Annotated in this window: 25 protein-coding genes; 21 read left to right on the top strand and 4 right to left on the bottom strand. The window is 39.9% G+C overall.

All coding sequences use genetic code 11. From position 1 onward, the window contains the following. Window positions 1-81: 81 nt before the first annotated feature. The 13 genes from repM to MKL33_RS08680 all read left to right on the top strand — a co-directional run bounded on the left by repM (window position 82) and on the right by MKL33_RS08680 (window position 10,621). On the top strand, window positions 82-1,203 hold the full coding sequence (gene repM, locus MKL33_RS08740) for a replication initiation protein RepM (protein WP_000818856.1): 1,122 nt from the start codon (window positions 82-84) through the stop codon (window positions 1,201-1,203). 116 nt (window positions 1,204-1,319) lie between these two features. After that, a complete protein-coding gene (locus MKL33_RS08735; RefSeq protein ID WP_000084438.1) occupies window positions 1,320-2,051 on the top strand; it encodes a hypothetical protein in 732 nt (243 codons plus the stop codon). 87 nt (window positions 2,052-2,138) lie between these two features. Then, window positions 2,139-2,570: a hypothetical protein gene (locus MKL33_RS08730; RefSeq protein WP_000005905.1), complete on the top strand. Its 432-nt coding sequence runs from the start codon at window positions 2,139-2,141 to the stop codon at window positions 2,568-2,570. A 36-nt stretch (window positions 2,571-2,606) separates the two neighbouring features. Next, window positions 2,607-4,010: a DnaB-like helicase C-terminal domain-containing protein gene (locus MKL33_RS08725; RefSeq protein ID WP_000102026.1), complete on the top strand. Its 1,404-nt coding sequence runs from the start codon at window positions 2,607-2,609 to the stop codon at window positions 4,008-4,010. An 87-nt stretch (window positions 4,011-4,097) separates the two neighbouring features. Then, the gene (locus MKL33_RS08720; RefSeq protein ID WP_004832942.1) at window positions 4,098-5,192 is read left to right on the top strand and encodes a hypothetical protein; all 1,095 of its coding nucleotides are present in this window, start codon (window positions 4,098-4,100) and stop codon (window positions 5,190-5,192) included. 63 nt (window positions 5,193-5,255) lie between these two features. Further along, window positions 5,256-5,810, top strand: coding sequence for a hypothetical protein (locus tag MKL33_RS08715; RefSeq protein WP_004832940.1), 555 nt, complete (start codon window positions 5,256-5,258; stop codon window positions 5,808-5,810). Continuing rightward, the gene (locus MKL33_RS08710) at window positions 5,810-6,301 is read left to right on the top strand and encodes a hypothetical protein (protein WP_004832937.1); all 492 of its coding nucleotides are present in this window, start codon (window positions 5,810-5,812) and stop codon (window positions 6,299-6,301) included. Before MKL33_RS08715 ends, MKL33_RS08710 begins: the two co-directional genes overlap by 1 nt. Continuing rightward, window positions 6,295-6,903, top strand: coding sequence for a hypothetical protein (locus MKL33_RS08705; RefSeq protein WP_130119935.1), 609 nt, complete (start codon window positions 6,295-6,297; stop codon window positions 6,901-6,903). Before MKL33_RS08710 ends, MKL33_RS08705 begins: the two co-directional genes overlap by 7 nt. Beyond that, window positions 6,900-7,409, top strand: coding sequence for a hypothetical protein (locus MKL33_RS08700; protein WP_004832935.1), 510 nt, complete (start codon window positions 6,900-6,902; stop codon window positions 7,407-7,409). Before MKL33_RS08705 ends, MKL33_RS08700 begins: the two co-directional genes overlap by 4 nt. A gap of 12 nt (window positions 7,410-7,421) precedes the next feature. Then, window positions 7,422-8,837, top strand: a complete 1,416-nt coding sequence (locus MKL33_RS08695; protein WP_097355485.1) for an ATP-dependent DNA ligase — start codon at window positions 7,422-7,424, stop codon at window positions 8,835-8,837. Window positions 8,838-8,854: 17 nt separating this feature from the next. Then, a complete protein-coding gene (locus tag MKL33_RS08690) occupies window positions 8,855-9,316 on the top strand; it encodes a hypothetical protein (protein ID WP_000949172.1) in 462 nt (153 codons plus the stop codon). A 39-nt stretch (window positions 9,317-9,355) separates the two neighbouring features. Beyond that, window positions 9,356-9,928: a guanylate kinase gene (locus MKL33_RS08685; RefSeq protein ID WP_130119934.1), complete on the top strand. Its 573-nt coding sequence runs from the start codon at window positions 9,356-9,358 to the stop codon at window positions 9,926-9,928. Window positions 9,929-10,000: 72 nt separating this feature from the next. Continuing rightward, window positions 10,001-10,621 carry a hypothetical protein gene (locus MKL33_RS08680; RefSeq protein ID WP_002125265.1) on the top strand — a complete coding sequence of 207 codons (621 nt, stop codon included), beginning with the start codon at window positions 10,001-10,003 and terminating at the stop codon, window positions 10,619-10,621. Here MKL33_RS08680 and MKL33_RS08675 read toward each other — a convergent pair. Together MKL33_RS08675 and MKL33_RS08670 are read right to left on the bottom strand one after the other, a co-directional pair. Beyond that, a complete protein-coding gene (locus tag MKL33_RS08675; protein WP_000016663.1) occupies window positions 10,609-11,037 on the bottom strand; it encodes a hypothetical protein in 429 nt (142 codons plus the stop codon). The two genes, MKL33_RS08680 and MKL33_RS08675, sit on opposite strands and share 13 nt — an antisense overlap. Further along, the gene (locus MKL33_RS08670; protein ID WP_000770709.1) at window positions 11,034-11,711 is read right to left on the bottom strand and encodes an AAA family ATPase; all 678 of its coding nucleotides are present in this window, start codon (window positions 11,709-11,711) and stop codon (window positions 11,034-11,036) included. The genes MKL33_RS08675 and MKL33_RS08670 overlap by 4 nt, the downstream gene beginning before the upstream one ends. Before the next feature lie 202 nt (window positions 11,712-11,913). On the opposite strand from MKL33_RS08670, the gene MKL33_RS08665 reads away from it, so the two are divergent. After that, entirely contained in the window at window positions 11,914-12,330 is a 417-nt protein-coding gene (locus tag MKL33_RS08665) for a hypothetical protein (RefSeq protein WP_001180909.1), read from the top strand. On the opposite strand, the gene MKL33_RS08660 is transcribed toward MKL33_RS08665, so the two are convergent. Next, window positions 12,327-12,911 carry a tyrosine-type recombinase/integrase gene (locus MKL33_RS08660; protein ID WP_000124734.1) on the bottom strand — a complete coding sequence of 195 codons (585 nt, stop codon included), beginning with the start codon at window positions 12,909-12,911 and terminating at the stop codon, window positions 12,327-12,329. The two genes, MKL33_RS08665 and MKL33_RS08660, sit on opposite strands and share 4 nt — an antisense overlap. A 339-nt stretch (window positions 12,912-13,250) precedes the next feature. Beyond that, the gene (locus MKL33_RS08655) at window positions 13,251-13,670 is read right to left on the bottom strand and encodes a helix-turn-helix domain-containing protein (protein WP_000833467.1); all 420 of its coding nucleotides are present in this window, start codon (window positions 13,668-13,670) and stop codon (window positions 13,251-13,253) included. 421 nt (window positions 13,671-14,091) lie between these two features. Here MKL33_RS08655 and MKL33_RS08650 point away from each other — a divergent pair, with 421 nt between their 5' ends. The 7 genes from MKL33_RS08650 to MKL33_RS08620 all read left to right on the top strand — a co-directional run bounded on the left by MKL33_RS08650 (window position 14,092) and on the right by MKL33_RS08620 (window position 23,754). Then, window positions 14,092-14,286 carry a hypothetical protein gene (locus tag MKL33_RS08650; RefSeq protein WP_000047262.1) on the top strand — a complete coding sequence of 65 codons (195 nt, stop codon included), beginning with the start codon at window positions 14,092-14,094 and terminating at the stop codon, window positions 14,284-14,286. A gap of 240 nt (window positions 14,287-14,526) precedes the next feature. Beyond that, window positions 14,527-16,449, top strand: coding sequence for a cobaltochelatase CobT-related protein (locus tag MKL33_RS08645; protein ID WP_270906813.1), 1,923 nt, complete (start codon window positions 14,527-14,529; stop codon window positions 16,447-16,449). A 144-nt stretch (window positions 16,450-16,593) separates the two neighbouring features. Then, window positions 16,594-17,838: an AAA family ATPase gene (locus MKL33_RS08640; RefSeq protein WP_000063933.1), complete on the top strand. Its 1,245-nt coding sequence runs from the start codon at window positions 16,594-16,596 to the stop codon at window positions 17,836-17,838. A 25-nt stretch (window positions 17,839-17,863) separates the two neighbouring features. Beyond that, a complete protein-coding gene (locus MKL33_RS08635; protein WP_000252085.1) occupies window positions 17,864-18,529 on the top strand; it encodes a sigma-70 family RNA polymerase sigma factor in 666 nt (221 codons plus the stop codon). 50 nt (window positions 18,530-18,579) lie between these two features. Then, entirely contained in the window at window positions 18,580-19,260 is a 681-nt protein-coding gene (locus MKL33_RS08630; RefSeq protein WP_000840050.1) for a hypothetical protein, read from the top strand. Between the two features lie 45 nt (window positions 19,261-19,305). After that, window positions 19,306-22,494, top strand: a complete 3,189-nt coding sequence (gene dnaE / locus MKL33_RS08625; RefSeq protein WP_000931854.1) for a DNA polymerase III subunit alpha — start codon at window positions 19,306-19,308, stop codon at window positions 22,492-22,494. Window positions 22,495-22,545: 51 nt separating this feature from the next. Continuing rightward, window positions 22,546-23,754, top strand: a complete 1,209-nt coding sequence (locus MKL33_RS08620; protein ID WP_000343018.1) for an IS256-like element ISAba26 family transposase — start codon at window positions 22,546-22,548, stop codon at window positions 23,752-23,754. Window positions 23,755-23,788: the final 34 nt, after the last annotated feature.

Below are 23,788 nucleotides of genomic sequence, written 5' to 3'. Positions count from 1 at the left end.
GACTGATTAACTAGATTTACAAACATTATCTAATCATGTACCTTTTACGAAAACCAATAAAACCTTTCTGAAACGGAATATATGGCAGAACTTATTAGGAATTCAGATGTTTATAAAGCGAATGCATTGATTAATGCAAGCTACGCTTTGGACACTGCTGAGCAAAGAATAATTCTACTCGCCATTTTAGTTTCCAGAAACAAGAATGCAGATCTGACTGCCGAAACGATTATCGAGATTCCGGCTTCCTTATATGCCCAAAAATTTAATACAACAGTGAGCGCGGCATATAAAACACTGAAGGAAGCCGAAGATACCTTATTTGAAAGACGTTTTTCTTACACCACAATGCGAAATGGCAAGATTGAGGTGGTTCGGTCACGTTGGGTATCACGAGTTTCATACGTTAAGGATGATGCATTATTAACGATCACCCTAGCTCCTGATGTGATTCCTCTAGTAACCAAGCTAGAAGGAACCTTTACCAAATATGCCATCGACAATTTACGCGATGTGACCAGTAAATATGGCATCCGTCTGTATGAGTTGGTCGCTAGTTGGAAAAATTCGGATATACGAAAAACTCCTGTTTATGACTTTGAGGACTTCCGTGCCAAGATGGGCCTTCTTCCTCATGAGTATAGAGACAAGAAAAATCCCGAAAGTACGGATATGACCAACTTCAATAAACGTGTATTGAAGCCGGCAATTGATCAGATTAATAGTTTTACTGACCTGTTTATTACTGAAAAGAAAATCAAGACAGGACGTAATATCACGGGCATTTATTTTGAAGTAAGTTTAAAAACCGATAACTTCATTGAAGGCGAAGCGAAAGAAATCCATGACAGCAAGCCTTCTTCCGATTCAGCTAAAAAGACAGGCGCTCCTTTAGAAAACATTAGGCTTCCAAAAGTATCGACCCAAGAGTTTTTGGGTAGTGATCTCAGCGAAGAGGACCTTAACAAAGAGAACCCATTAAAAGAATTTATCGTTGAATCTGGCGTTTATAAGTCTGCTATTGAAAAGCCAGTAGAAGAAAAGGATGAATTTGAATTAAATGGCATAAAACGACTGTATGAGGCACTATTAAAGCTGGATGAGGGCGTAACCAAGGAATACGTCCGCGAATATGCCCAGATTAAAGGCGTAACTCTACAACACGCATTAATTGAACTTTATAACTCTAAAAGACCGGCTTAAACATTCCGGTACTTGGGTCTTTTCCGAAAACTTGGGTTTTTGAAGTGCTAACGAATAATTAAATAATACTTTCTATAATATTTAAGTTTTTATATTAATTATTCGGAAACGATCGGATGTCCCAAGTTGAAAAACAAATACCCAAGTATTTAGATTGGGCGGGTCACTTTTATGGCAATGACCTTGATTTAGAACATTACGAAATTCTCACCATTCAGTACATTCCCAAGAAAGAGCGGAAGCTAGAAACGCAGTTAATGACAACCAAGTGGTTTGACTATAGGCTGATGCATCCCATGCAAGCCACTTATTACTTCTTTCGGCTTTTCAAAAATGAATATCGAAACTTTTATAGAAAAGCTATTGATCATAAGGCGGCCGAATTCGTTAAACCCATTAAGGAGCGAGATTTCTTACTCAGTCGTGAGGCCTTGTCATTTTGGCGACTCAGACAGGCGGTTGATGCTTTGGGAATGCGTTATGACTTCTATTTAAAAACCGCATTTGATAAATGCTTTAAGGTGATTGCGAATGGTAGACCTTTGCCACCTAGACCTGCTCAACTAAAAAAAGAAGAACTGTTAATTGAAGTCTTCCATGAGTGGGAGTCTTATTGTGAAGCTTCGCTCCAGATCGCTAAAAGTCCATATTTTACCGCTACACTTTTTCATAACAGTCCAATGCAAGTTGATTATGAAGATTTTATTGTTAAGCAGGTGCGGATGCGTCAAGTGCAGCATTACGCATTAGGGACATGCATTTATCGCTATGATGCGCTTCGAATTGAAAAAGCTTTAGAGTCTTTTGATATTTCAATCATCAACCAAGCTATTAAATCCAGTATTTAATGCTTTTTTCTCTTAAAATATTAATAAGCGCTTACTATAATTTGATAATATCGTTTTTATAGTAATTACTAATGTTTCGAGGTTTTAATGAGCGAATGGCAGAAAGAACTTGCGATACAAAACAAGTTCGGCAATAGCGCTCCAATTTCAAAGGAGTCTATTTACTTAAATACGGAAGAAAAGCAAAAACTTCAATTTCAGCCGCGTAAAACGTATGGGCGTAGGCTGCCAGCGAACGAATGCGAAATTGAAGAAATGGGCTACATGAAGTTTGTTCGTAAGCTGCAAGAGCAAGAACAGGAAATTGTAGTCATTAAAACAGACGGCGAAGTTGTACGTGGATACATCCGTGCTGCGGATGCAGAAACGATCTCGCTTCGTTGTTATTTGAATGGTGATAAAAACGGTCGTTATCGTGCGCGTGTTCTTTTTAAACACCAAATTTCCGAGTTCTCACCAACTAAGGGGATTGAAGACCTAGTTGATGAGCTAGAGAGAAAGTCGAAATCTAAATCTTAAACGTAAGCCATCTATTTTCTATAAGGATTATCTTATATGTCTACTGCTGTGGCCGAAATTCATGAAGAAGAGGTCGTTGATAAAGAACTCGAAGGCTTCACCGAAGAAAAGTTTGATTACGACGATGAGTTTCAATCAAAAATTGCGGCTTTAACTTTACGTGATGATGAGTTTCTTAGAAGAGCCGCCCATATTCTGAAGCCAGAATTTTTCGAAAATCAGGGTGAAGCATGTCTGGTCGATATTGCGCTCCAACACTTCAATAAATATGGATGTTCTCCTGATCCCGCTTCTGTTGTCCAAATTATCAAGGATAAAGCTGCTTCTAAAGTTTATAAGCGAGAAACATTAGCGGCAATTGTGGAAGCAAGGAAGAAATTAATTGGCATCTATGTCACTGACAAGGCTTTCGTTGAAGAAAAGGTTGTTGAGTTCGCGCGAAAACAGGCGGTATCCAATGCGATTGTTAATTCTGTTCCTGATCTTGAGGCAGGTAATTACGCCAAGATTGAAGCGCGTATCAAGGAAGCTATTGCGGTCGGATTGAATGAAGAGGGTGTTGGTTATGACTTCTTCGCTCAGGCGTTGAATCGTAAGCTGGCACGTATCGAGAAGCTGACAGGCAAAGTACCTCCGACAGGCATTACTACTGGCTGTAAAGAACTTGATGATCTGCTCTATCACAGAGGTTGGGGACGCAAGGAGCTGTCTCTATTAATGGGCGGTGCAAAAGCAGGTAAGACGCAAGCGCTTATTCACTTTGGCCGTATCGCAAGCTTTGCTAAATACAACGTTCTATATGTAACGCTAGAAGTTGGTAAAGACATTATTGCAGACCGTTTAGATGCCTCTATTTCAAAAGTGATCATGAAAGAATTGGCGTCGAAGGCTGCAAGTGTTGCAACTGCGGTCGAGACGGTAGCCAAGACGGCGGGCAAATTTATTATTCATGAATTTGGTTCCGGTACATTTTCTCCGTCACAGCTAAGAGCGTTAATTGATAGGTATAAGAATCCTGGGCGGAACCCTGATGGAACGATAAGACCGCCAATCAAGTTCGATATGATCATTGTGGACTATGCAGATTTGATGCGTCCAGATATTCGTACAAATGACCCAAAAGAGAACTCAAGAGCTATCTATGTTGATTTACGCGCGATTGCTTTTGAAGAGAATGTGGCGTTACTGACAGCTACTCAGACCAACCGTGAGGGCTTTAAGTCAACGGTAGCCAAGGCAGAGCACGTAGCTGAGGACTTTAACAAAATCAGGACCGCTGACGTTGCAATCTCCATCAACATTACAGAGGAAGAGAGAGCGAAAGGTCAGGCTCGATTGTACTTTGCAGCTTCTCGTAACCAAGAGATGGGGGTTACTGTGGTGATTAAGCAGAATGTGTCCATGATGAGGTTCTTGGAAGAAGTGATTAGCGTCGAATAAATTTAACCCATTATTATAGTAAGCGCTTATTTATAACTTTGTGCTAGTATAAATAAGCGCTAATTTTATCTAATGCGATTTTGCAATATGAGAGATCAAGAAAGTTTAGCGGAGATATTAGACCGCATTGATATGGAGTATTGGCTTAACCGCGAAGGGTTTGAATACAAAGTAACTCGCGGAAAAAACGGAATCCAGTTGAATGTTAAGGAATGTCCGGTATGTGGTAACTCAAGCTGGAAAGTCTATCTGAATCAGGATACGGGTTTGGGTAACTGCTTTCATGGTGATTGCGAAACCAAATTCTCGAAATGGAAGTTTATTAAGGCTGGTATAGGTGGTAATAGCCTAAGCAATAAAGAGATTGTCGAGCATGTTAAAGCAATTGCTCAGGAGCAGGGCTGGCAGCCAAAGCGCAAAAGTGAACCCACACAAACCAAAATTGGCGATCTAAAGCTTCCAAAAGCCTATGACTTGCCGATCATGGGTCAGAACCTAAAGTACCTGAAAGATCGAAATATAACGCTCGATACGTGTCGTGAATTTGGACTGAAATTCTGTCAAAAGGGTTGGTTTGCATACATAGGTCCAACGGGTGAAAAGCAATACCAAAACTACAGCATGAGAATCATCATTCCTGTCAGGGACCTTGAAGGCAAGCTTGTGTCTTTTCAGGGTCGGGATATTACAGGAAAGGCTGAAAAGAAGTATCTATTTCCTCCTGGTTTCGCGTCTACGGGCACTTACCTATATAACGGCCATAATGCCCTAGGTTACGTTGAAATCGTCATGGGAGAGGGCGCTTTTGACGCTATGGCGATATATCAAGCCTTCAAGGAAGACGAGTTCCTTTGCAATGTTGGAGTTGTCGCGTCATTTGGTAAGCATCTTTCGGTAGGTGGTGATGAATCGCAAATGGCTGAATTACTAAAGCTCAAAGATGAGGGATTGGAGTGCGTGACAATTATGTGGGATGGAGAGCCTGCCGCAATTCTGTCTGCGATCGATGCATGTTTAAAGATAAATAGCTTTGGCATAAAGGCAAGGTTGGCCACGTTGCCTGCTGGATGTGACCCCAATGAAGTCGACCCTGAAATCGTTCGCACAGCGTATCGAAAAGCGATACCAATTACGCCAATTAGCGCAGTAAGTTTACGCATTAAGTATATGGGTAAAGTCTGAATCGTATTTGATTCCAAATCATTGTTTTTAAAATATTGTTGAAGTTTTCAAGGTGCTTTTACTATGAGTTTAAAAATTGTGGTCAGAAGTGCCTACTCATTGCATACGAGTGGGACAAAATATTATTCGATGTTCTTGTTATCTGTACAGGACGGAGCTAAACGCAACACGCAATTATTCAAAATTTATGGCTCAGCGGTAAATCAAACGGCTCAAGTCAAACACCATTCAGAAGGTAAGGGTGAAACACTTGATACCGAATTTAATAAAACACTAAAAGCGAAAGGTAAAGCAGGTGAATATAGCGATTTACGTGAAAGCGAAATCCTGCATGAATTTGATAATTTCCATGATTTTATTACTTACTTGACTCTCGACTCTCCGATTAATGCCATTAGAGCGCCTTTCGCATCAGCGATTACCGAAAAGGGTTTTGAACAATATTTAGAAACCTTGTCCCAAACGTTCGGGATTCCAGTTGATGACATGTACAAATTTACATTCAGATATGAAACAGAGGAAGAACGGCAACGAAAACAAGAAGAGGAAGAGCGTAAAGCGGCTCAGCTCATGGCACAACGACAAGAATTTTATGGTGAAGTTTTGGGGTCATGGTAATGAACAGAGTAATTATTGGGGTTCCACATTGTCGGTTTATGGTGACAAAGACCACAACGAATGAAAAGGTTTTGGAGCTGACAGAATATTTTGCTGTCCACAAGCATACTCAAGATGAAGTATTAGGCTTGGCGATCAAGGCTGTTGATTACCATGATAACAAGGGCGGTTATCACCGAACGGTCGAAATTCTTGAAAAATACGGAGGACTTTCTTACTCAACAGTAGCAGAAAGGGTAAAGAATTTAAGTAAGGCTGCTGTACGTAATCTAGTTGATGAATTGTCTACCAATTCGGATTCGATTAATCCAATTGAATATGCTCAATCAATTTTCGGTCGCGAAGCATCCAATATTTTTGACAAAGGGCGAGAAGCTGAGATCAAGTCAATTTTTCAAAATTATTTTGGACCTATCAGAAGCGAACTGAGCGAATTAATTCTTGATACAGATGAGTATGCTGCCTATAAAGGAGTACAAGGATCATGGTAACTAAAACTCTTCCTGAACTCGATTTGGAATTATCCAGAAGCGGAACAAATGCCTATTACTGCGATTTTTGCCCTCATACTGGCAACCGTCCTAATTATGCCGCATGCCTAAAGCGCATCCATAATGTTCAGGAGGGAAATGAACGCGAGGTGGATGCAGTTTGTGTAGTCGCTATCCATAGACATCACTGTGAAGCTGCCGAAATGCGTGAACGTGAAATTGAGGCAGGTAAGCCTCTCTATTACATTGATCGTTCAGAAATGCGAAAACAAGTTGGGAAGCGGCTGGCTAAACAAGGAATTTCTATTTCTTCTAAATTTGATTATAAGTTAGAACTTACTAATATTAATGGTGAAAAACCAGAAAAAGAAATTCCAGTTAATTCAAAGGGTAATTATTCATTAAGTGATGCAATCAATACTAAACTAAAGAAAAATAGTTTGAATACCAAAGATGTTCATGTAGAATCGCAACAAGAAAATAAAGTAAGCGCTAACTTATATAATGAGAGTGAGAGCTTAACTGTACCAAGTATCGAGAGCGGATTATCGCTTTTAGAAATTGCTAACCGTTTCAAAGCAAACCCACAGGAAAAATTATGAGCAACGCAGAAGATTTATTAGAAGCTTTAATCAAGGCATTAAAAGACTCGAATGTAGATGCCGAGGAATTACGCTTCATGACCTTGCTTCCTGATCACATGCGCAAGATTCAGGATTTAACCGAAGAGTTTGTAAAAGCTCACGTTAATGGTCCACAACAGCTTGAAGTTTACATGAGAGCCATTATGGGGGTGGTTGCACAGGTTCAAGCAGCATTAGTCGTGAATACCGGCACAGAATCAATTCAGGAATATGCACAATTATTGGCTCAAAAATCAGAAGATGAATATTTGCTTGATCTAGGTCACATGCTTCGTGATTTTACCAATCATTGGCTAGCGGTCTTTCTGCAAGCTGCAAAAGAGCATTTCGGCGAAGAAGTATTTAAAGCTCATCAAGCCCATGTTAGAGAAGTGATTAAAAACGCTAAAAGCGAAATGCTGAAATCCAAAGAAGGCGATTCCCCATTTAAAGATTCATTTATTCCTTCATTTGCAAAGCAGTAATAAGGTGTAGCAATGAATAGCGATCAGTTACTAGAGGCTTTAAACCAAATTGCATCTGAAAGCTCAAAAAATGAAAAACTAGCTTTACTCATGGATTTTGAAGCAGAAAAGGGGTTGTTCAGAGAAGTTCTGCGTTTGGCATATGACCCGTTTATTGTCTTTGGAATTTTGCCAAAAGCAGAAGATGCAGGAACAGGGGAATTAATGTTTGATGAGGTTGATACCCTTGAGTTCCTATCTAAGCTTAATAACCGTGAACTAACAGGCAATGCAGCGCGCGAAGCGCTGCGTAGCCAACTGGCTCAATTATCAGAGAAGTCAGGCGAGCTTCTAATTCGAATTTTAAGAAAAGATTTACGTGCAGGTTTTAGTGATGCAACGATCAACAAAGTCGTGCCTGATTTGATTCCTGTATTTCCATACCAACGCTGTTCATTGCCTAGTGAAGTAAAGCTGAAGGCATGGCCGTGGAAAGATGGCATTTATTTGCAAGAAAAAGCTGATGGCATGTTTGCCAACGGGACCAATTTAGAAGATAAGTTCTTCTTGTCCTCACGTCAGGGCATGCCGTTACCTATGGAGCATTTTTCCGACCTTACTGCGGAAATGGATATGCTGATCAAAGATGTCCAATATCATGGCGAACTACTTGTCGAGCGTGATGGTGTAGTTCTGCCGCGCAAGGTAGGAAATGGCATCTTGAATTCGGTCACAAAGGGTGGCTCATTTGCTGAAAATGAAAAACCGATCTATATGATTTGGGACTTCATTCCGCTTAGCTCTGTTAAGTCAAAGGGAAAATTTGAAGCAGCCTATAAACGCCGTATTGCACTGATTAAATCGATGCTGGCCAAGTTTAAGCCTAATTATGTGCGGCTTATCGATACGCATATTGTCCACTCATTGAGCGAGACTTACGATCACTTCTTTAATGTACTTATGCAGGGCAAAGAGGGGCTGGTAATCAAGCATCCAGAAGGTCACTGGAGAGACGGTACAAGTAAACACCAAGTTAAATTAAAACTTGATGCGGATTGTGAACTGGAGGTCGTGAGCATTAATCCGGGTAAGGTGGGTTCAAAGAACCAAGGGCGAGCTGGAGCTTTGCATTGTAAATCTGCATGTGGTCAAGTCATTGTGGATGTCGCCATCAAGAATGAAAAAATGCGCGACGAAGTGGATGCAAACCCTAGTGACTGGATTGGTCGAATAATCACTGTGCGTTCAAATGCCATTATGCGTCCATCCAACAGTAACCAGAATTACTCGTTGTATTTGCCGCGTATGGTTGAGGACTGCTATCGAATCGATAAAACGGAAGCTGATGATTTAAAACGTATTGAAGAGCAATTCAAAAACGCTATCGAAGCTGCCAAGAAGCTGGCAGAAAGTGAAGCGATGGTGATTGACAATACAGCGACAGCATAAATATGGAGCATATATTGATGTTATCAAAAGCTAAAAAACTACATCGTCAAAAAGCCTTACGTCCTTCTACTGAACAATGGGAAATTATCGCAACTATTGGTTTTGCCATTATTCTTACAGTTATCGGGTATTTTTGCATTGGCGGAGCTAAAGCGAATGCAGCGGTGGTAGCGAGAGCAGCGTCTGTATCCTCAGCTCGTCCTTCGACATCTTTTGCGCGGTCTTACAGCAGCTCGTCCACACGCGCTCCGACCACTACAAGTTTTCGTTCTAGTCCAGTTAAGACTGTGACAAAACCTAGTACGATTCGTTCTGTGAAGCCTGTTACAACGCCTGCTAAACCGATGCCTGTTTCTTCTTCATCTACACAGAAGAAATCGCGTAAGATTGGTTTCCAATATGATTACTATGCATTTACAGATTGCATCCCTTATTCAAGCGGAAGTTTCCAAGGTTGGAAGTGTATTGATCGGGATTAATTGGGGCGGTTCTACCGCCTCTTCTTATGAGGTATGACGATGTTTGTATTGTTATCTGGAACAACGTGCAGCGGCAAAACAACCATTGCTGACGCGCTGACCGAGAAATATGGGTTTAATCGTATTGTTACCACAACATCACGGCCGAAACGGGAAGGTGAGGTTGAGGGTTTGCACTACCACTTTATTACTCAAACAGAGTTTGATGCACTAAAAAAGGCTGATCAGTTCCTTGAGACAAATAAACATGGTAATTATGAATATGGCGTAACGATTGATAATTTCAAAACCTTGCCAGATGATCGAAATGCCATAATTATTGTCGACCCAAATGGATATAAGAAGATTAAGCGTTATCTGAAAGCAAATGAAATTAAATATCTTGGGGTTTTTGTCGACGCTGATATTAAAAGCCGTCTACAACGTTTAATTGTTCGAGCAGATCAGAAACTTGCGGAACGTTTAGAGGTCATGATTCAGGTCGAATCTCATTGGATAAACGAAATCAACCAGTACGATATGTTGATTCAGAATGATGAAACAATTGAAGATGCCTTAGAGCCGATTTTAGATCATGTGCGCCGTGCAGGACATTTAGATAAAATAGCCTAAGCATTTTGATGAACAATTAAAATTTCCTAAAATAGAATGCTCCGATAATTTCAATAATTTCGGAGTTTTTTTATGCTACTAAAATCTGTTCCTGGTGTTTTGCCTGCACTTAAAAATAGCGATTTGGCAACTACGAAATTATGGACCACTCACATTGAAAGAATTACAAATTATCAATTAAACGCCGTAATTGCTAAATTCAAGTTTAAAAATGAAGAAAGTCAAATTGATAAGGAAATTGAATACGCGGTTAGTCAGATCAACGACGCTATTTATAACCGCCAAATCAACTCGGTAAAAATTGCTCGATTTAAATTAAAAAAAGATCATTCCATTACGGTGAGCAACCTAATTGCTGGTTTATTGAAGCTGAAGGAAGTTGAAAGAAAGGCTGTGTTGTTCTCATTAGAATCAGGATTAAGCCTTGATGAAGTGACAAACTTGGAAGTTAGACAAGCCAATGTGGCAGCTAGAAACTCAAAACTAGCGAGAGAAATTATTAAAAATTGCCCTGTGAGTATCAAAACAAACTATTTATTTTGGGAATCAAATGAGGAAAAGGAGCATGAAAAGCTCAAAAATTTAGAGCAAGCTGTGTTTGAAGCCTTTGGTTTTGACTTCAAACTGCTTGCCCTAAAATACGAGAATATTATTTATGACGAATGGTTTGAATTTCTTGGTCAGACGTCGTAATTGTCGCCGAGTTTTTTGATTCGACGAGCCGTATATTCTTCTAAAGCTTCATTGAGCATGGTTGTAAAAGTGGTCTTGTTAGAACCCATGCCAATGGAGCTGATAGATTTAAGCCAGTTCAAACGAAGGTACATTTCTTGGCTAATATTGTTGTTAAAAGGACGTTGAATTAATTTCAAGTCTTCAGGAGCAATATTAATGCCCTGACGCCAAGGCGCTTCACGGTCCTTTTTCTCTTTAGGTTTGCTTAATCCTGATAGTTCATCAAGCTTATCAAAGTCTACAGGTTTTTCATTAGCTTCTGGCGTTGCTGTGGCAGTTTGTACTGGAGCACTCTTGGTAAAATCGGATGCATTTGAATTTTCAGCTTGTACTTTTGCAGCTTTGCCTAATGATAATCCACCACGTCCACTCATTTGAACAACTCCTCAGCCAATGCATTTACTTCTTCTGCTGCCTTAGAGGCACCAATATTTAACTCAATAACACCCAGACCCATGCCATAAGCTCTTGAATATGCAATACGGTCGTAATTTACGGAATCGAGAACTTTTGCAAAATCTTCAACTTCTTTAAACGCATTACGCGCATCGTCTAAAGCTGTGATACGTGCATTTGTCGGGACTTGAGTGATATAGATATAGACATGAAGTGGATCGAGGTCCCTTTCATTTACACGGATATTATTTGCTTCTTCAATTAATTCCAAAATTTCCCCAGTTGATTCTACGTCAGCTTGGTTAGGGCGAGTTGGAATAAGAATGGCATCGGAACAAAGCAGCGCTTCACGGAAGCCAGAAGAGTCATAACCACCGCAATCGAGAATTACGTTGGGTGTTTCACTTTCAATTTTTGGAATGACTTTGTCAATTTCAGGTTGACCAAACAAATGATAAGTTTTGATTGAGCCGGTCTTTTCTAAGAAAGTTTGGGCTTGACGATAAATCCCCCATTTAACCGAATTTTTATTGGCGTCAAGGTCGACAAGAGCTACATCTTGTTTTTCATTATTGGCAATCCATGCAGCCAAATTGGTAGCCGTAGTTGTTTTGCCGACGCCACCTTTTGAATTGGCGATCAATAATTTCATTAAATCCTCAACATAAACGTTGGCGAAAATCGTAGTGTAATAGTAAATGCGCTAGATAACAATGTATAAACTTGTATTCATTGATATGTAGAAATCTATATAGAAATCTATATAGATTATTAATTTAAAAATTAGATTGTATTTAACCAAAACAAAATGTTTATTAGTTCTAATTGCTTACATATAAATTCATAGGCTTAAAATGCAGAATCAAATCAGACAATTAGAAGATGGAACTTTTGAAATAGGTACTTGGATTCAGAATGCAAATGGTGAAGTTGTGTTCTTTGATGCTACGAGTGCGAAAACTTTAGAAGAAGCAAACAAGATTGCTGATGAGTTGGATGATCAGGAATTTAAATTAGCAAAGAGTGAAATTGATATGCTTGGCGGCATTCAAGGTGCCAATAAGGTTCTGGAGCTCATGAATGAAAACGAAGCCGTTGCCGTTGAATTTGATAAAAACCACTTTGATATTAATGAATTAAAATTCTATAACCAAAAAGATTTTGAGCAGCGAATGGATGATTACCTAGATAATGGTGAGACTGCAACCTATCTATATGCAGACTTTGAAATCCAAAGCCTGCTGCACAAAACTAGATTTTTGAAATTTTAATTTAACTTTTCAGCAACTTGGCGGAGCAATTCCGGATCCGATGCAAAATATTTTTGCGTGGTCAGGATTGAGCTATGCCCCATCAATTGTTGAATTGAATAAATATCACCGCCCTTTCTTATTAGCCTTGTGGCAAAGGAACGTCGACCGGAATGGCTGGTTGCTTGAATACCAGCCTTCTTATAACAGTTATTAATCATGGTCACCATGCTATTTGGTGAGAATGGACCGCCCTTCTGCGATAAAAATAAAGGTGCGTCGGGATCCTTTGGTCTTTCTTTTGTTATGTATTCTTCTACCAGTGATCTAGCGATTGGATTGACTAGGAATACCTCACGGTAGCGGTTGCCTTTAGTAATATTACCGAGCAATCGAATAATATCCTTCAGCTTGCCCTTCTTCACGTCGTAAACATCGCCGACCTTTAACATTGATAATTCTTTAGCGCGAAGCCCAAGGAAGTGTGAGAAATACAAAACACATTTGTTCCGTAATGCATTTACGCCCGTTTGAGTGGCTAAAGTAATCTCAAGATCATCTTCTGACACATATGGGGCTTTTCCAGTTGTTGTTCTTGCCATAAATCGACCAAATAATTTTTTATTACATTTTTCCAAAAACGGAAAGGATATAAAAACAGTCTACCACATGTCGAAAAATAAAAAATGTAATAAAAGATACATTTTATTATATTTTTTGGGGGTGCAAAAAGGCAGGGCGTCATATCCTGTCGTATACGTACTTTTCTATTAAGAGTGGTATTTCAAAGTTTGATTTAAATTGGTAATCTATACCAATCTTGATTTTGTAACGTTTTCAAGTTTAGGAGGAGCTATGAAAGAAAAATTTAAAAACAGTAATTTAAAGGGTATGAATAGCAAAAAGCCCGAACTTGATCGGGCAGTAAGAATAAAAACAGATTAGTTGACTTTAAGTGTTTCTAGGAAAGCATCAAAAGCTTCTTTCTGTCTAGGGTTAGTGAAAAACTCAAAATTATGGCCATCATTTGCTTCGCGAATTTGTTTAATTAAATTCGATTCTGCATCAGTAATAAGAGGTTGCTCAATCATGGCTTCCATTTCTTCAAGCAGATGAGGCATGTATTCCTCTAGGCAGCGCATGAAGAGGTCTTTAGCATCGATTTTTAAAGCTTCAGCCATAGCGCGCACACGTTCAAGAGGCAATTTGCTTTTACCACGAACAATGAAGCTAACCATGTTTTGATTGATACCCATAATCTCTGCCAATTGCGACTGATTCAGATCCGATGCATTTAGTTGAGCGTCGAGATATTGGGCGACAGTTAGTTTGCGTTTGGTGTTAGTAGCTGCTGATTTCATAGTAACGTTTTCCTTAGAATATTCTTAATAGATATAAAGTCATAATGTCGGAATGTATCCTCGATACAACATTATAGACTTAAAATATTTGCGGTTTAGGTAAAGTATATCAGTAAGTGCTGATTTACCCAAGTTCAAGAAAAGTACAGATTTGTATAGGATTGGATAACATGACATCGGTCACAATTAACGGAAAAATTTAGTAAGTAAGCATTGATTAATATTTTCTTATTTTTGGGTTAAACTAATGGTCAGACTATAGGTGAGTAGATGCTCATTTTAAGTACAGGCAATTTGTTAGCTGATGCAGACAATCATACTATAATGACAACGTATCGACTGATACCAAGAGGAAGTATAAGCCTCATTCAAGCCAATTATTTGTCAAAAAAGTATGATAGTTAGAGTATAGGAGTAAAAAATGTCGAAAAGTGTTGAAGTTATTACGCCTGAAACCGTAGCAGATTTCTTGGCAGAGCAGGGTTCTGAACTGATCTTTAAGGGAAATCAAATTAATGTAATTAAAGGAAAAAATGAGGAATGCGGTGATTTCCTTGTGATTAACAATGCACTTGGCGAAAATTTGTTTATTAAACTTAGCTATATAGTCTTATGAGTCTACCTAAATAATTAAAAATCCCTCACTTGACCCTTCTCTGTGGTTAGTGTCCAAGGTTTGATGCTGGCCACGGTCAAAATAAACCCTCTATTAAAACTCAAAATCTCCCCAATTTCACTCTTTATTTTTCAATAAATATTTTTATAATGCTTTTTAATATTAGTAAGCACTTGTTAATATACTGTCAGGTCTGTATATAGACATCCAATAATGACTTTTTCAGATTGAGATTTTTCAATGAATGAGCGCATACATATTTTAAGACAAGCAATTGTTGTCGTTACCCAAGCACTGACTAACTCTGATATTGCAGTAACACAAGAAGGCATTGAGGCAGGTGTGCATAAGGATTCAAAGACAGGCAAACCTGTGCGAATTAACCTTCCATATCTTCCGGACAATTCACCAGATTCGCTGATTGATGCGGTTCAAGGTTTTCTTGATCAAGAGGTAGCGAAGTATCTTTTTACCGATTTTTCTCTCAAGCTAAAAGGATCTGAAGAGGTAAAGACTTTAACTTCATTGTTAGAAGAAGCGCGTGTAGAACGTTGCATGGCTGAAAAATATCGCGGTTCAAATATCAATATGAAAAATGCGAGCCAATTTTTCATTGATGAATTGATTGACGATAAATACCAAAAACTTGTAAAGGAAAAAGCTTCTGATGAAGAAATTACGCAACATTTAATGTTGCCAATGTTACGTGCGTTAAGTGGTCAGGAAGTCTTTGAACATTACTTAAAAGACAAAATGAAGCATATTAAACCTGTGTGGGACATGCTTACTCCTTTTAAGCCAGAGATTGAAAAATTAAAGTCCACAAAAGACACAATGGATTTGGCTCAGCGTATCTATAAGGTACTGAAAGATGAGCCTGAATTGCCAGAACTCCCTGACAGCGAGCATGATGAAGATAGCGACAGCTTACCAGTGCCAAAATCGCCAGGTAAAAGCGCTGGTGTAGGCAATAGCAAAGATGAGAATGAAGAAGATGATGATGAAGGTGGTTCTCTAGGTGGAGCTGTTGGTGCCGATGAGGGCGAAGATGAAGAAGGCGAAGGCGGTAGTGGTGGAAAAGCTAAACAACGGCCTAATGCAGTTAAGCATTCACTAGAAAGTGACGATAAGAAGAGTGCCCCTCCTCGTAGTGAATTTGTGGCTGCAATTCTGGACTCGTTAAAAGACACCAAAAACAACTACAGTGAGCAACTAAGCAAGAAGATTGCACAACGCACAGCAGCGGACGTTAAAAAATCTAAATACGCAGTATTTACCAATGAAGGTGATGTCATTGAACCGCTTGAAGTTCCTAAACTTCATTACGATGACAAGATGTTTAAACGTCTTGAAGACAAGGTAGCTTCAATGGTTGGTCCTATGCAGAAAGATATGGAGCGGGCAATTCAGGCACGAAGTAAATCTGTATGGGAAAATGGATTAAAACAAGGAAAATTAAACAGTTCATCTTTAGCACGACTGGCTTCAACTGGTGATTGTCGAATTTTTCGTAAGCGCGTTGAATCAAAAACCAAAGACGTTGCTGTGAGCTTGGTCGTCGATATGTCAGGTTCAATGTGCGGTTCTAAAATCCATACTGCCGCTGCTGCGAGTTACGCACTATCAAATGTTCTGGATCGTCTCAAGATTCCTCATGAAGTGATCTGCTTTACTACTCATACAGACTCAGCCACTTACCACAAGCGTTTAAAGCAAATTCGTGAAGCAGAAAAAAAATATGGCGTTAGTTATTCACGCTATGAAAACCTTTATATGCCTGTCATTAAAGGCTACAACGAGCGCATTAATACTGAAACAAAACGTCGATTTGGATGGCTTCCTCACTCAGGTTTAATGGCGAGTAACATTGATGGTGAATGTGTAGAAATTGCTGCACGTCGTCTAATGGGGCGTAAGGAAGCAGGTAAAATCATGATGGTGCTTTCTGATGGCTCACCTGCGGGTGGAGGTAACAGTCGAGATCTGGAATATCACTTAAAAGAAGTGGTGAAGAAAATCGAGAAGAGCAAGGTAGACGTCATTGGTATTGGAATTGAAGATGATTCTGTTCGTAGATTCTATGACAAACATGTGGTGATTCATGACGTTGAGCAATTACCTAGCCTAGTAATCTCGCGTTTACGCAGTATGTTGTTAGCGTAGAATTTGGGTGGAGATTGCATCATTTGGGTATTATAAAATATTAGTAAGCACTTACTTTATTTTTATGATGCAATCTTATAAACTTTCAATATCAGTTAGTGATACTTTTTCATAAATGATCGAATCCGTTTTTGGAGCTTATAAATGTCTAACGATCCTATTATCTGTGAAATCTGTGGTGGAAAAACTCACGTAATTGCTAAGCATTTAAAAGAAAAACATCCTGAAACTACGTATGAAGAGTACAAGAAACAGTATCCAGATAGCCCTTTATTGTCGCCTTTAGCGCAGAAAAAGATGCAAGAACAGGCTGAACTGAAAAGAGCTAAAGAAGCAGAGTTGGCAAAGGCGCAACAAGAAAAAGCAACAGATACTTCAACATCTAAGGAAGAAACAACAGTGTCTACTAATAACCACAATGTAAAGTTAGCGCTTACTAATAACGAGGCAAAACCAAACGATATTGTGGTGTCTAAACCATTTCATGAAATCTTTGATCTGAAAGGTAAAAGCGCGCTTAGTGGTTCAGGTAAACCGATTCCAATCTCATGCATTGAGAACTCTGCCTTCCCGGAAATGATTCCAGAAATTAATGATACGTATGTATGGAACGTGAACGAGCTGAAGGATGTCATGATTGCATTGGAGCTAAACATCAACCCTTACGTGTGGGGACACAAAGGTGCTGGTAAATCAGAAATGTTTGACCAGATCGCAGCTCGAACTGGCCGTCCTCTTGTTCGTATTCAGCACACTTCAAATACAGAAGAATCTCACATTGTAGGTATGTGGACGGTTAAAAATGGTGAAACCATCTTTGAGCTTGGGCCATTAGCTTTAGCGATGAAGCATGGCTGGATGTATTTGGCTGACGAATATGATTTCGCGCAACCAAACGTTTTATCTGTATATCAAGCTGTACTAGAAGGTAAACCTTTATATATCAAAGAAGCAGATGCAGCTAACCGTGTCATCAAACCACATCCAAACTTCCGTTTTGCTGCAACAGGTAACACGAACGGTTCAGGTGATGAAACTGGTCTTTATCAGGGTACTAACTTACAGAACTCAGCGAACTACGACCGTTTTGGCTCAGTGATCTATAAGAGCTACATGAAGAAAGAAGATGAGTCCTTGATTATCCAGAAACGTGTAGGTTTATGCGCAGAGGATGCTGACAAGTTAGTGGATTATGCAAACTTGGTACGCGAGCAATATGCAAACTCTAAGATCAGCGACACCATCTCACCACGTTCATTAATCAACGCAGCAATGATTGGCTTGCGTCGTAACGATTACAAGCACGGTCTCAAATTGGCGTTTACTAACAAGCTCACTCAAGTCGATCAGCAAGTTGCGGAAGACTTGGCTCAACGAGTGTTCGGTTAATTCGGACACTTTTTGGGGGTGGGCTATGGTAAGAAATCAAGATCAGCTTTTCAGAGATCATGACAAGCTTCTTCGTCATTTGGCACACCGGAATATTAGCCGACTTACCTCAGTCGGCTATTGCATTGACGTTGAAGAGCTGTATGCCATTTTCTGTGAAGTTTTCGTGGTATCGATTCAGACTTGGGATGAAAGCAAAGGCAAATTAACGACTTATTTAACTACTGCTTGCCTCAACATGGTATCGAGATTACTGAAAAAATACCATTTGGGCGATAACAGAACGGAATACGAGTCCGACATTTTGCATCGTATGGGTGATGGTGAAGATGACTGTGATTATGACGTTTTTGTTGATCACCAGAGCCAAAATATTTTAGGCCCATATGAGTTGATGCAGACTCTTACAGAAGAAATGCAGCAGCTTTCACCGTTCGCAAAAATTTTACTCAAATTCACCTTAAATCCGCCTGATTTCATTGAAAGAGAGTTGTTGGCACAAGAAGCCAAATATCAGCTTTCCCTCAATACGCCTGAGAAAAATGAATCGCGGGGACCAAGACGTCGCAAATTGAATCTAAGTTTTGTGGCTAATTGCATCATGAAAACAGCCGAAACAAACAAAGAAAAACGATTCATTCGTGACGCTGTGAAAGAAGTTGAAGAAGCCGTTACGCGAGTTGCTGTCTAAATCATTTCAACACTTTAAAAGCGTATATAGCGCAAAAGAGAGCGTTTTAAATGAAATCAAACGAAAACGAAAGAATAGATTTTATTGAAGCAAAGGCTTTTGGTTGTTTTGGTTCAATCTCATGTTTTTCGCGTGATAGCGAATATTGCCAACGATGCCCGGCATTTGAGGCTTGTGAGCAGAAATCATATGAAACGCTTAACGCGATCAAGCAGGTTGTTAATGTAAACGATTTACTCAAACAGCATGAAAAAGCTCGGATGGCGCAAGAAGCTAAACGCAGAGCCTTACGTGAAGAAATGAATGCAGCCAAAAGTCTTTCTTCGGGTGGGATCCAACCAAAGAAACCGACTCTCGTTGAACGAGCAACCAAGGTAGAGAAAGTCTTTTTTGAGCCTACACCGGAACAGCAGGAATTAATCGTGAAGCTGCCTGTAAAAGCTCAATCGTTTGCATTGACCTTAGTTAAGAGCGGTTTAGTGACCGAGATTAAGGATGGATTGGCCAAAAACGAAAATGCCATGAAAGGAAAAACTCCAGTTTGGCTCAGTCTTGCCGTCGAAAAGCTTCTTTTGGGTGGATATACGCGCAGTGAACTAAAAAAAGCGTTTATGGAAGAACTCAACTGGAAAGAAAACACTGCACAAAGCCATGTGTCGTTAGCTTTTGTTCTTTTGACCTGTTTTGGGATTGCGAAAGAAGAGTCTTCCAAATTGTTAATTTCCAAATGATTTTTAATTTAATAGCTGTAAGAGATTAGTTGTATAGGATTCTCTATGTTAAACCACGCAATGTCAGTGCAATCTGACTTTTCGATAGGAAAATCATTATTAACGGTAGACAAAATTGTCGAAGCTGCAAAAGGCTTAGGCTATTCATCGGTCGCAATCGTTGATGACATGTCCTTACATGCATTGGTAGATTTTTCGAACAAAGCCACCAAAGCCAATATCAAACCGGTGTTTGGTTGTCGTTTGCGTGTATATGACGATTCTAAATATCGTAAGCCCCCTGCCTCATCTGGTATTGCTGAAAAACGCAACTTGATGTTCTGCCCAAAAGTCTACATAAAAAGCGAAAAAGGCATTAAAGGCTTATTCAAACTTCTTACAGACGCAAACTCTAAAGAGCAATATTACTACCACAGCCGTACTGATCTGGATGCTCTATGCAAATTGGAAGATGTGGTCGTAACAACTGGTGATATGTACGGTCTGTTTAGTCACCCTGATCACGAAAGAATTTTAAATGTATTAAAAGCGAGATTTGGTGATGATTTATATATTGAATTTAGTCCGATCAATACGCCATTGTTCGACCGCTTAAACTACTTAGGCTATTTGGCGTATGAACGCGAAAAAATTAAAACCGTCGTCACTTATCCTTTTAACTATCTTGAGAATGAAGATGCGGACACTTTGGATGTATTGAGCGCTATCGCAACCAATACCCAACTTGATTTGCACTATCGTCCTATTCAATACGTAAAAGATTTTGGTTTTAAAGAGCCAAAATTCATTTTAGACCATACAAAAGCTGCTATTCAGCGTATGGCTAAATATGAGCGCGTCAATTCAGCGGAAGCTTGGAAAGAAGGTCTAAAGAATATTTCTGAGCTGGTGGACAAATGCCAATATATTTTTGAGAAGCAGCCAGTTTCCCTACCTAAGCTAAGCACTGACGAATTTAAAACACTATGCGCGAAATGCTTGGAAGGCTGGAAGAAACGCTTTTCTAAAGAGATTCTTGGATATAAGCCAACGAAAGCTGAATTAGATACAGTATATAAATCTCGCTTAGGCTATGAGCTTTCAATATTAAAAAAGATGGGCTTTGAGTCCTACTTCCTGCTCGTTGAAGACTTGGTGATGTGGTCTAAAAACAACGGCGTGATTGTAGGCCCTGGGCGAGGTTCTGTTGGAGGTTCATTAGTCGCTTATCTGCTTGGGATCACGGACGTTGATCCTATACGTTTTGGATTGATCTTCGAACGTTTCATCAATCCTGAACGTCTTGACTTGCCTGATGCCGATCTGGACTTCGCTTCAAGCGGTCGCTACAAGGTGATTGATTACCTTGTTGAAAAATATGGTGAAGATTATGTCGCTGGTATCTCGAACTATTCAACACTAGCTTCAGCCTCAGCCCTACGTGATACAGGTCGTATCAGCGGTTTGAACAACATGCAATTAAGTGCGACCAAGCTTGTGCTTAAAGAACATGGAACGTCACTTGACCTGAATACTTCTGCGGACGCTGTGCCTGAGCTAGACAAGTTCCGCAATGAACATCCTGTTATCTGGAAGCATGCAACTAAGCTTGCAGGCACAATGAAATCGTTTGGCCAACATGCGGCAGGTATTGTTGTTGCAGGCGAACCTATCGTTAATCGAGCCGTGCTCGAGACTAGAGGAAAGTCACCAGTCGTCAATTGGGACAAGCGTGTAGTTGAGGATTGGGGATTGATCAAGATGGACTTGCTCGGTCTTGCCACCTTAGATGTATTAAACATTGCTTGCGAATATATCAAGGACCGTCATGGCAAAGAGATTGATTTGCTGTCTATTCCCCTAGACGACCCAAAAACACTTGATGCATTTGCCAAGGGCGAAACGACAGGTGTTTTCCAGTTTGAAAGTAAGGGGATGAAAAACCTTTTAAGGGAAATCGCCAAAAGTGGTTCGATGACCTTTGAGGATATTTCCGCAGCAACCGCTCTTTATCGCCCTGGTCCGATGGATTCAGGACTGCTTGATGACTATGTGGCCGTTAGACAAGGATTGAAAAACGTTGAGTATGATCATCCAAACATGATCGATGCTTTGAAAGACACTTTAGGGGTCATTATCTATCAAGAACAGGTAATGAAAGTGTCGGTCGACTTTGCTGGCTTTACCAATGCAGAAGCAGACAGTTTGCGTAAAGCAATGGGTAAGAAAGACAAAGACAAAATGGCCGAAATGCGTCAAAAGTTCGTAGACGGCGCAGTAGCCAAATCAGGTGTAGAGCCAGATTTCGCAGGTGAAATCTTTGACAAGATCGAAGCGTTTGCCGGATATGGCTTTAACAAGTCTCACTCGGTCGAGTATTCAATCATTTCGGTTTGGTGCGCATATATTCGCGTTCATTACCCTGCTGAATACTTTGCCGCAAGTCTCAGCGTGGTTGATACAGAAGATAAGCTCACTGGACTTGTGAAAGATGCGCGTGAATGCGGCATTGAGATTCTTCCTCCTGATATTAATTATTCAGCCGATCGTTATAAGATTAAATCCAATACTGAAATCTTGGCGCCTTTCAATGCAGTCAAAGGTATTTCAGAAACGATTGCCAAAGCGATTGTGAAATTGAGAGAGAAGAATCGGGCTTGGAAAGTCGTTCGCTACAAGAAGTCGAGAAAGACAGGTGAAACCACACCGATCTATGGTCCTGATGGTTCAGTTCCACCAAAAAAACGTTTTGATAGCTTTGACGAGTTCGAGAAAGCAGCATCTCAACCAAACTCGAAAGTGAATAAAACAATCGTTGAAAATCTCAGAGCAATTGGGGCGTTTGCAAGCATTGAACCTAGTGAGCCTTCAGCGAAAGACCTCTCACGACGAAAGGATCAAATGAGGCTATTACCAGGATTAATTATTGATTCTGTAAAAGCAGATAGATACACAGATACCTCAGAGCCATTCCTGCGAGCTTCGTTGGTCGAGCATATGCGCGATTGCAAGCAATGTAACGGTTGCGACCTTGCTGGACAGGTTCATCCAGATATTCGTTTGGGTAAAAAGATGCGATTTATGGTCGTGGCTGACTGCCCAACTTGGGAAGAGGAAAAGAAAGGAAAACTTCTTGAAGGCGAGACGGCCCAATATGTGAAAGCTGCAATTAAAGATAATGAATTAGCAGTAGCGGACGGTTATTACACAACGCTCGTCAAAGCCAAAAAAGGGACTGTTCTAAATTTTGTGTAAGTACTTAATTTTCATTTATCCTTCAGAGGATAATTACAAAAGGTACTTCACATGGATGAAGCAACAATCAAAAGTATGGCTGCCGAATTGGCTAAAGGTCTAAAAACACCAGAAGACTTAAACCAAATGACAGCAGTCTTTAAAAAATTCATGATTGAAACTGCACTCAATACTGAACTTTCAGACCATCTCGGTTATGAAAAGCATCAGCCCAAGAAAGGCTCAAATAGCCGTAATGGGTTTAGTTCTAAAACCATTACAACTCAAGATGGACAACTGGCTTTAGATATTCCCCGTGATCGAGAAGGTTCATTTGAGCCACAAATTATCAAAAAGCACCAAACACGCATCACCAGTATGGATGACCAAATCCTCTCACTGTATGCAAAAGGAATGACTAATAGGGAAATTGTAGCCTTCTTCAAAGAAATGTACGATGCCGATGTGTCAGCATCTCTCATCAGCAAAGTTACCGATGCTGTGATTGAGCAAGTGACTGAGTGGCAAAATAGAGCCTTAGATAGCCTTTATCCTGTTGTCTATCTTGACTGTATTGTTGTCAAAGTCCGTCAGCACTCCAATGTGATTAACAAGTCCGTATACCTTGCTTTAGGCATCAATATGGATGGGCAAAAAGAATTACTGGGTATGTGGATTGCTCAGACAGAAGGTGCCAAATTCTGGCTGTCAGTCATGACAGAGCTAAAAAATCGAGGAGTACAGGACATTCTTGTTGCCTGTGTAGATGGATTAAAAGGCTTCCCTGACGCGATAGCCTCTGTTTACCCTCATACTGATATTCAACTGTGTATCGTGCATGTTGTACGCAATAGCCTGAGATTTGTAAGCTGGAAAGACTACAAAGCTGTTACGTCGGGTCTGAAAGCGATTTATCAGGCAAGTACAGAGGAAAATGCTTTAAAATCCCTAGACATCTTCTGTGATCAATGGAATCACCAGTATCCCAAAATTGGAGAATCCTGGCGGGCCAATTGGGAAAATATCCGAACGATCTTTAGCTATCCAGCCGAAATACGTCATGCAATTTATACAACAAATGCGATTGAGTCGTTGAATAGCGTAATACGCCATTCAACGAAGAAAAGGAAAATCTTTTCATCTGATGACTCAGTAAAGAAGGTCATTTACTTAGCAACATCAAATGCTGCGAAGAAATGGACGATGCCAATTCAAAATTGGCGTTTAGCAATGAATTGGTTTACGATTCAGTTCGATGATCGATTAAAAGATCATTTATAAAAAATGGAACTTACACAAAATAATTTACAGGCTC

The organism is Acinetobacter sp. AOR43_HL (genome assembly GCF_027854635.1).
In the GTDB taxonomy this organism is placed as follows: Bacteria; Pseudomonadota; Gammaproteobacteria; order Pseudomonadales; family Moraxellaceae; genus Acinetobacter; species Acinetobacter pittii.
This window is presented reverse-complemented; position numbering and strand designations above follow the sequence as displayed.

Excerpts from the sequence above, each read along its gene's own strand:
- repM (WP_000818856.1), top strand. The coding sequence starts at position 82 with ATGGCAGAACTTATTAGGAATTCAGATGTTTATAAAGCGAATGCATTG.
- MKL33_RS08735 (WP_000084438.1), top strand. The coding sequence starts at position 1,320 with ATGTCCCAAGTTGAAAAACAAATACCCAAGTATTTAGATTGGGCGGGT.
- MKL33_RS08730 (WP_000005905.1), top strand. The coding sequence starts at position 2,139 with ATGAGCGAATGGCAGAAAGAACTTGCGATACAAAACAAGTTCGGCAAT.
- MKL33_RS08725 (WP_000102026.1), top strand. The coding sequence starts at position 2,607 with ATGTCTACTGCTGTGGCCGAAATTCATGAAGAAGAGGTCGTTGATAAA.
- MKL33_RS08720 (WP_004832942.1), top strand. The coding sequence starts at position 4,098 with ATGAGAGATCAAGAAAGTTTAGCGGAGATATTAGACCGCATTGATATG.
- MKL33_RS08715 (WP_004832940.1), top strand. The coding sequence starts at position 5,256 with ATGAGTTTAAAAATTGTGGTCAGAAGTGCCTACTCATTGCATACGAGT.
- MKL33_RS08710 (WP_004832937.1), top strand. The coding sequence starts at position 5,810 with ATGAACAGAGTAATTATTGGGGTTCCACATTGTCGGTTTATGGTGACA.
- MKL33_RS08705 (WP_130119935.1), top strand. The coding sequence starts at position 6,295 with ATGGTAACTAAAACTCTTCCTGAACTCGATTTGGAATTATCCAGAAGC.
- MKL33_RS08700 (WP_004832935.1), top strand. The coding sequence starts at position 6,900 with ATGAGCAACGCAGAAGATTTATTAGAAGCTTTAATCAAGGCATTAAAA.
- MKL33_RS08695 (WP_097355485.1), top strand. The coding sequence starts at position 7,422 with ATGAATAGCGATCAGTTACTAGAGGCTTTAAACCAAATTGCATCTGAA.
- MKL33_RS08690 (WP_000949172.1), top strand. The coding sequence starts at position 8,855 with ATGTTATCAAAAGCTAAAAAACTACATCGTCAAAAAGCCTTACGTCCT.
- MKL33_RS08685 (WP_130119934.1), top strand. The coding sequence starts at position 9,356 with ATGTTTGTATTGTTATCTGGAACAACGTGCAGCGGCAAAACAACCATT.
- MKL33_RS08680 (WP_002125265.1), top strand. The coding sequence starts at position 10,001 with ATGCTACTAAAATCTGTTCCTGGTGTTTTGCCTGCACTTAAAAATAGC.
- MKL33_RS08675 (WP_000016663.1), bottom strand. The coding sequence starts at position 11,037 with ATGAGTGGACGTGGTGGATTATCATTAGGCAAAGCTGCAAAAGTACAA.
- MKL33_RS08670 (WP_000770709.1), bottom strand. The coding sequence starts at position 11,711 with ATGAAATTATTGATCGCCAATTCAAAAGGTGGCGTCGGCAAAACAACT.
- MKL33_RS08665 (WP_001180909.1), top strand. The coding sequence starts at position 11,914 with ATGCAGAATCAAATCAGACAATTAGAAGATGGAACTTTTGAAATAGGT.
- MKL33_RS08660 (WP_000124734.1), bottom strand. The coding sequence starts at position 12,911 with ATGGCAAGAACAACAACTGGAAAAGCCCCATATGTGTCAGAAGATGAT.
- MKL33_RS08655 (WP_000833467.1), bottom strand. The coding sequence starts at position 13,670 with ATGAAATCAGCAGCTACTAACACCAAACGCAAACTAACTGTCGCCCAA.
- MKL33_RS08650 (WP_000047262.1), top strand. The coding sequence starts at position 14,092 with ATGTCGAAAAGTGTTGAAGTTATTACGCCTGAAACCGTAGCAGATTTC.
- MKL33_RS08645 (WP_270906813.1), top strand. The coding sequence starts at position 14,527 with ATGAATGAGCGCATACATATTTTAAGACAAGCAATTGTTGTCGTTACC.
- MKL33_RS08640 (WP_000063933.1), top strand. The coding sequence starts at position 16,594 with ATGTCTAACGATCCTATTATCTGTGAAATCTGTGGTGGAAAAACTCAC.
- MKL33_RS08635 (WP_000252085.1), top strand. The coding sequence starts at position 17,864 with ATGGTAAGAAATCAAGATCAGCTTTTCAGAGATCATGACAAGCTTCTT.
- MKL33_RS08630 (WP_000840050.1), top strand. The coding sequence starts at position 18,580 with ATGAAATCAAACGAAAACGAAAGAATAGATTTTATTGAAGCAAAGGCT.
- dnaE (WP_000931854.1), top strand. The coding sequence starts at position 19,306 with ATGTTAAACCACGCAATGTCAGTGCAATCTGACTTTTCGATAGGAAAA.
- MKL33_RS08620 (WP_000343018.1), top strand. The coding sequence starts at position 22,546 with ATGGATGAAGCAACAATCAAAAGTATGGCTGCCGAATTGGCTAAAGGT.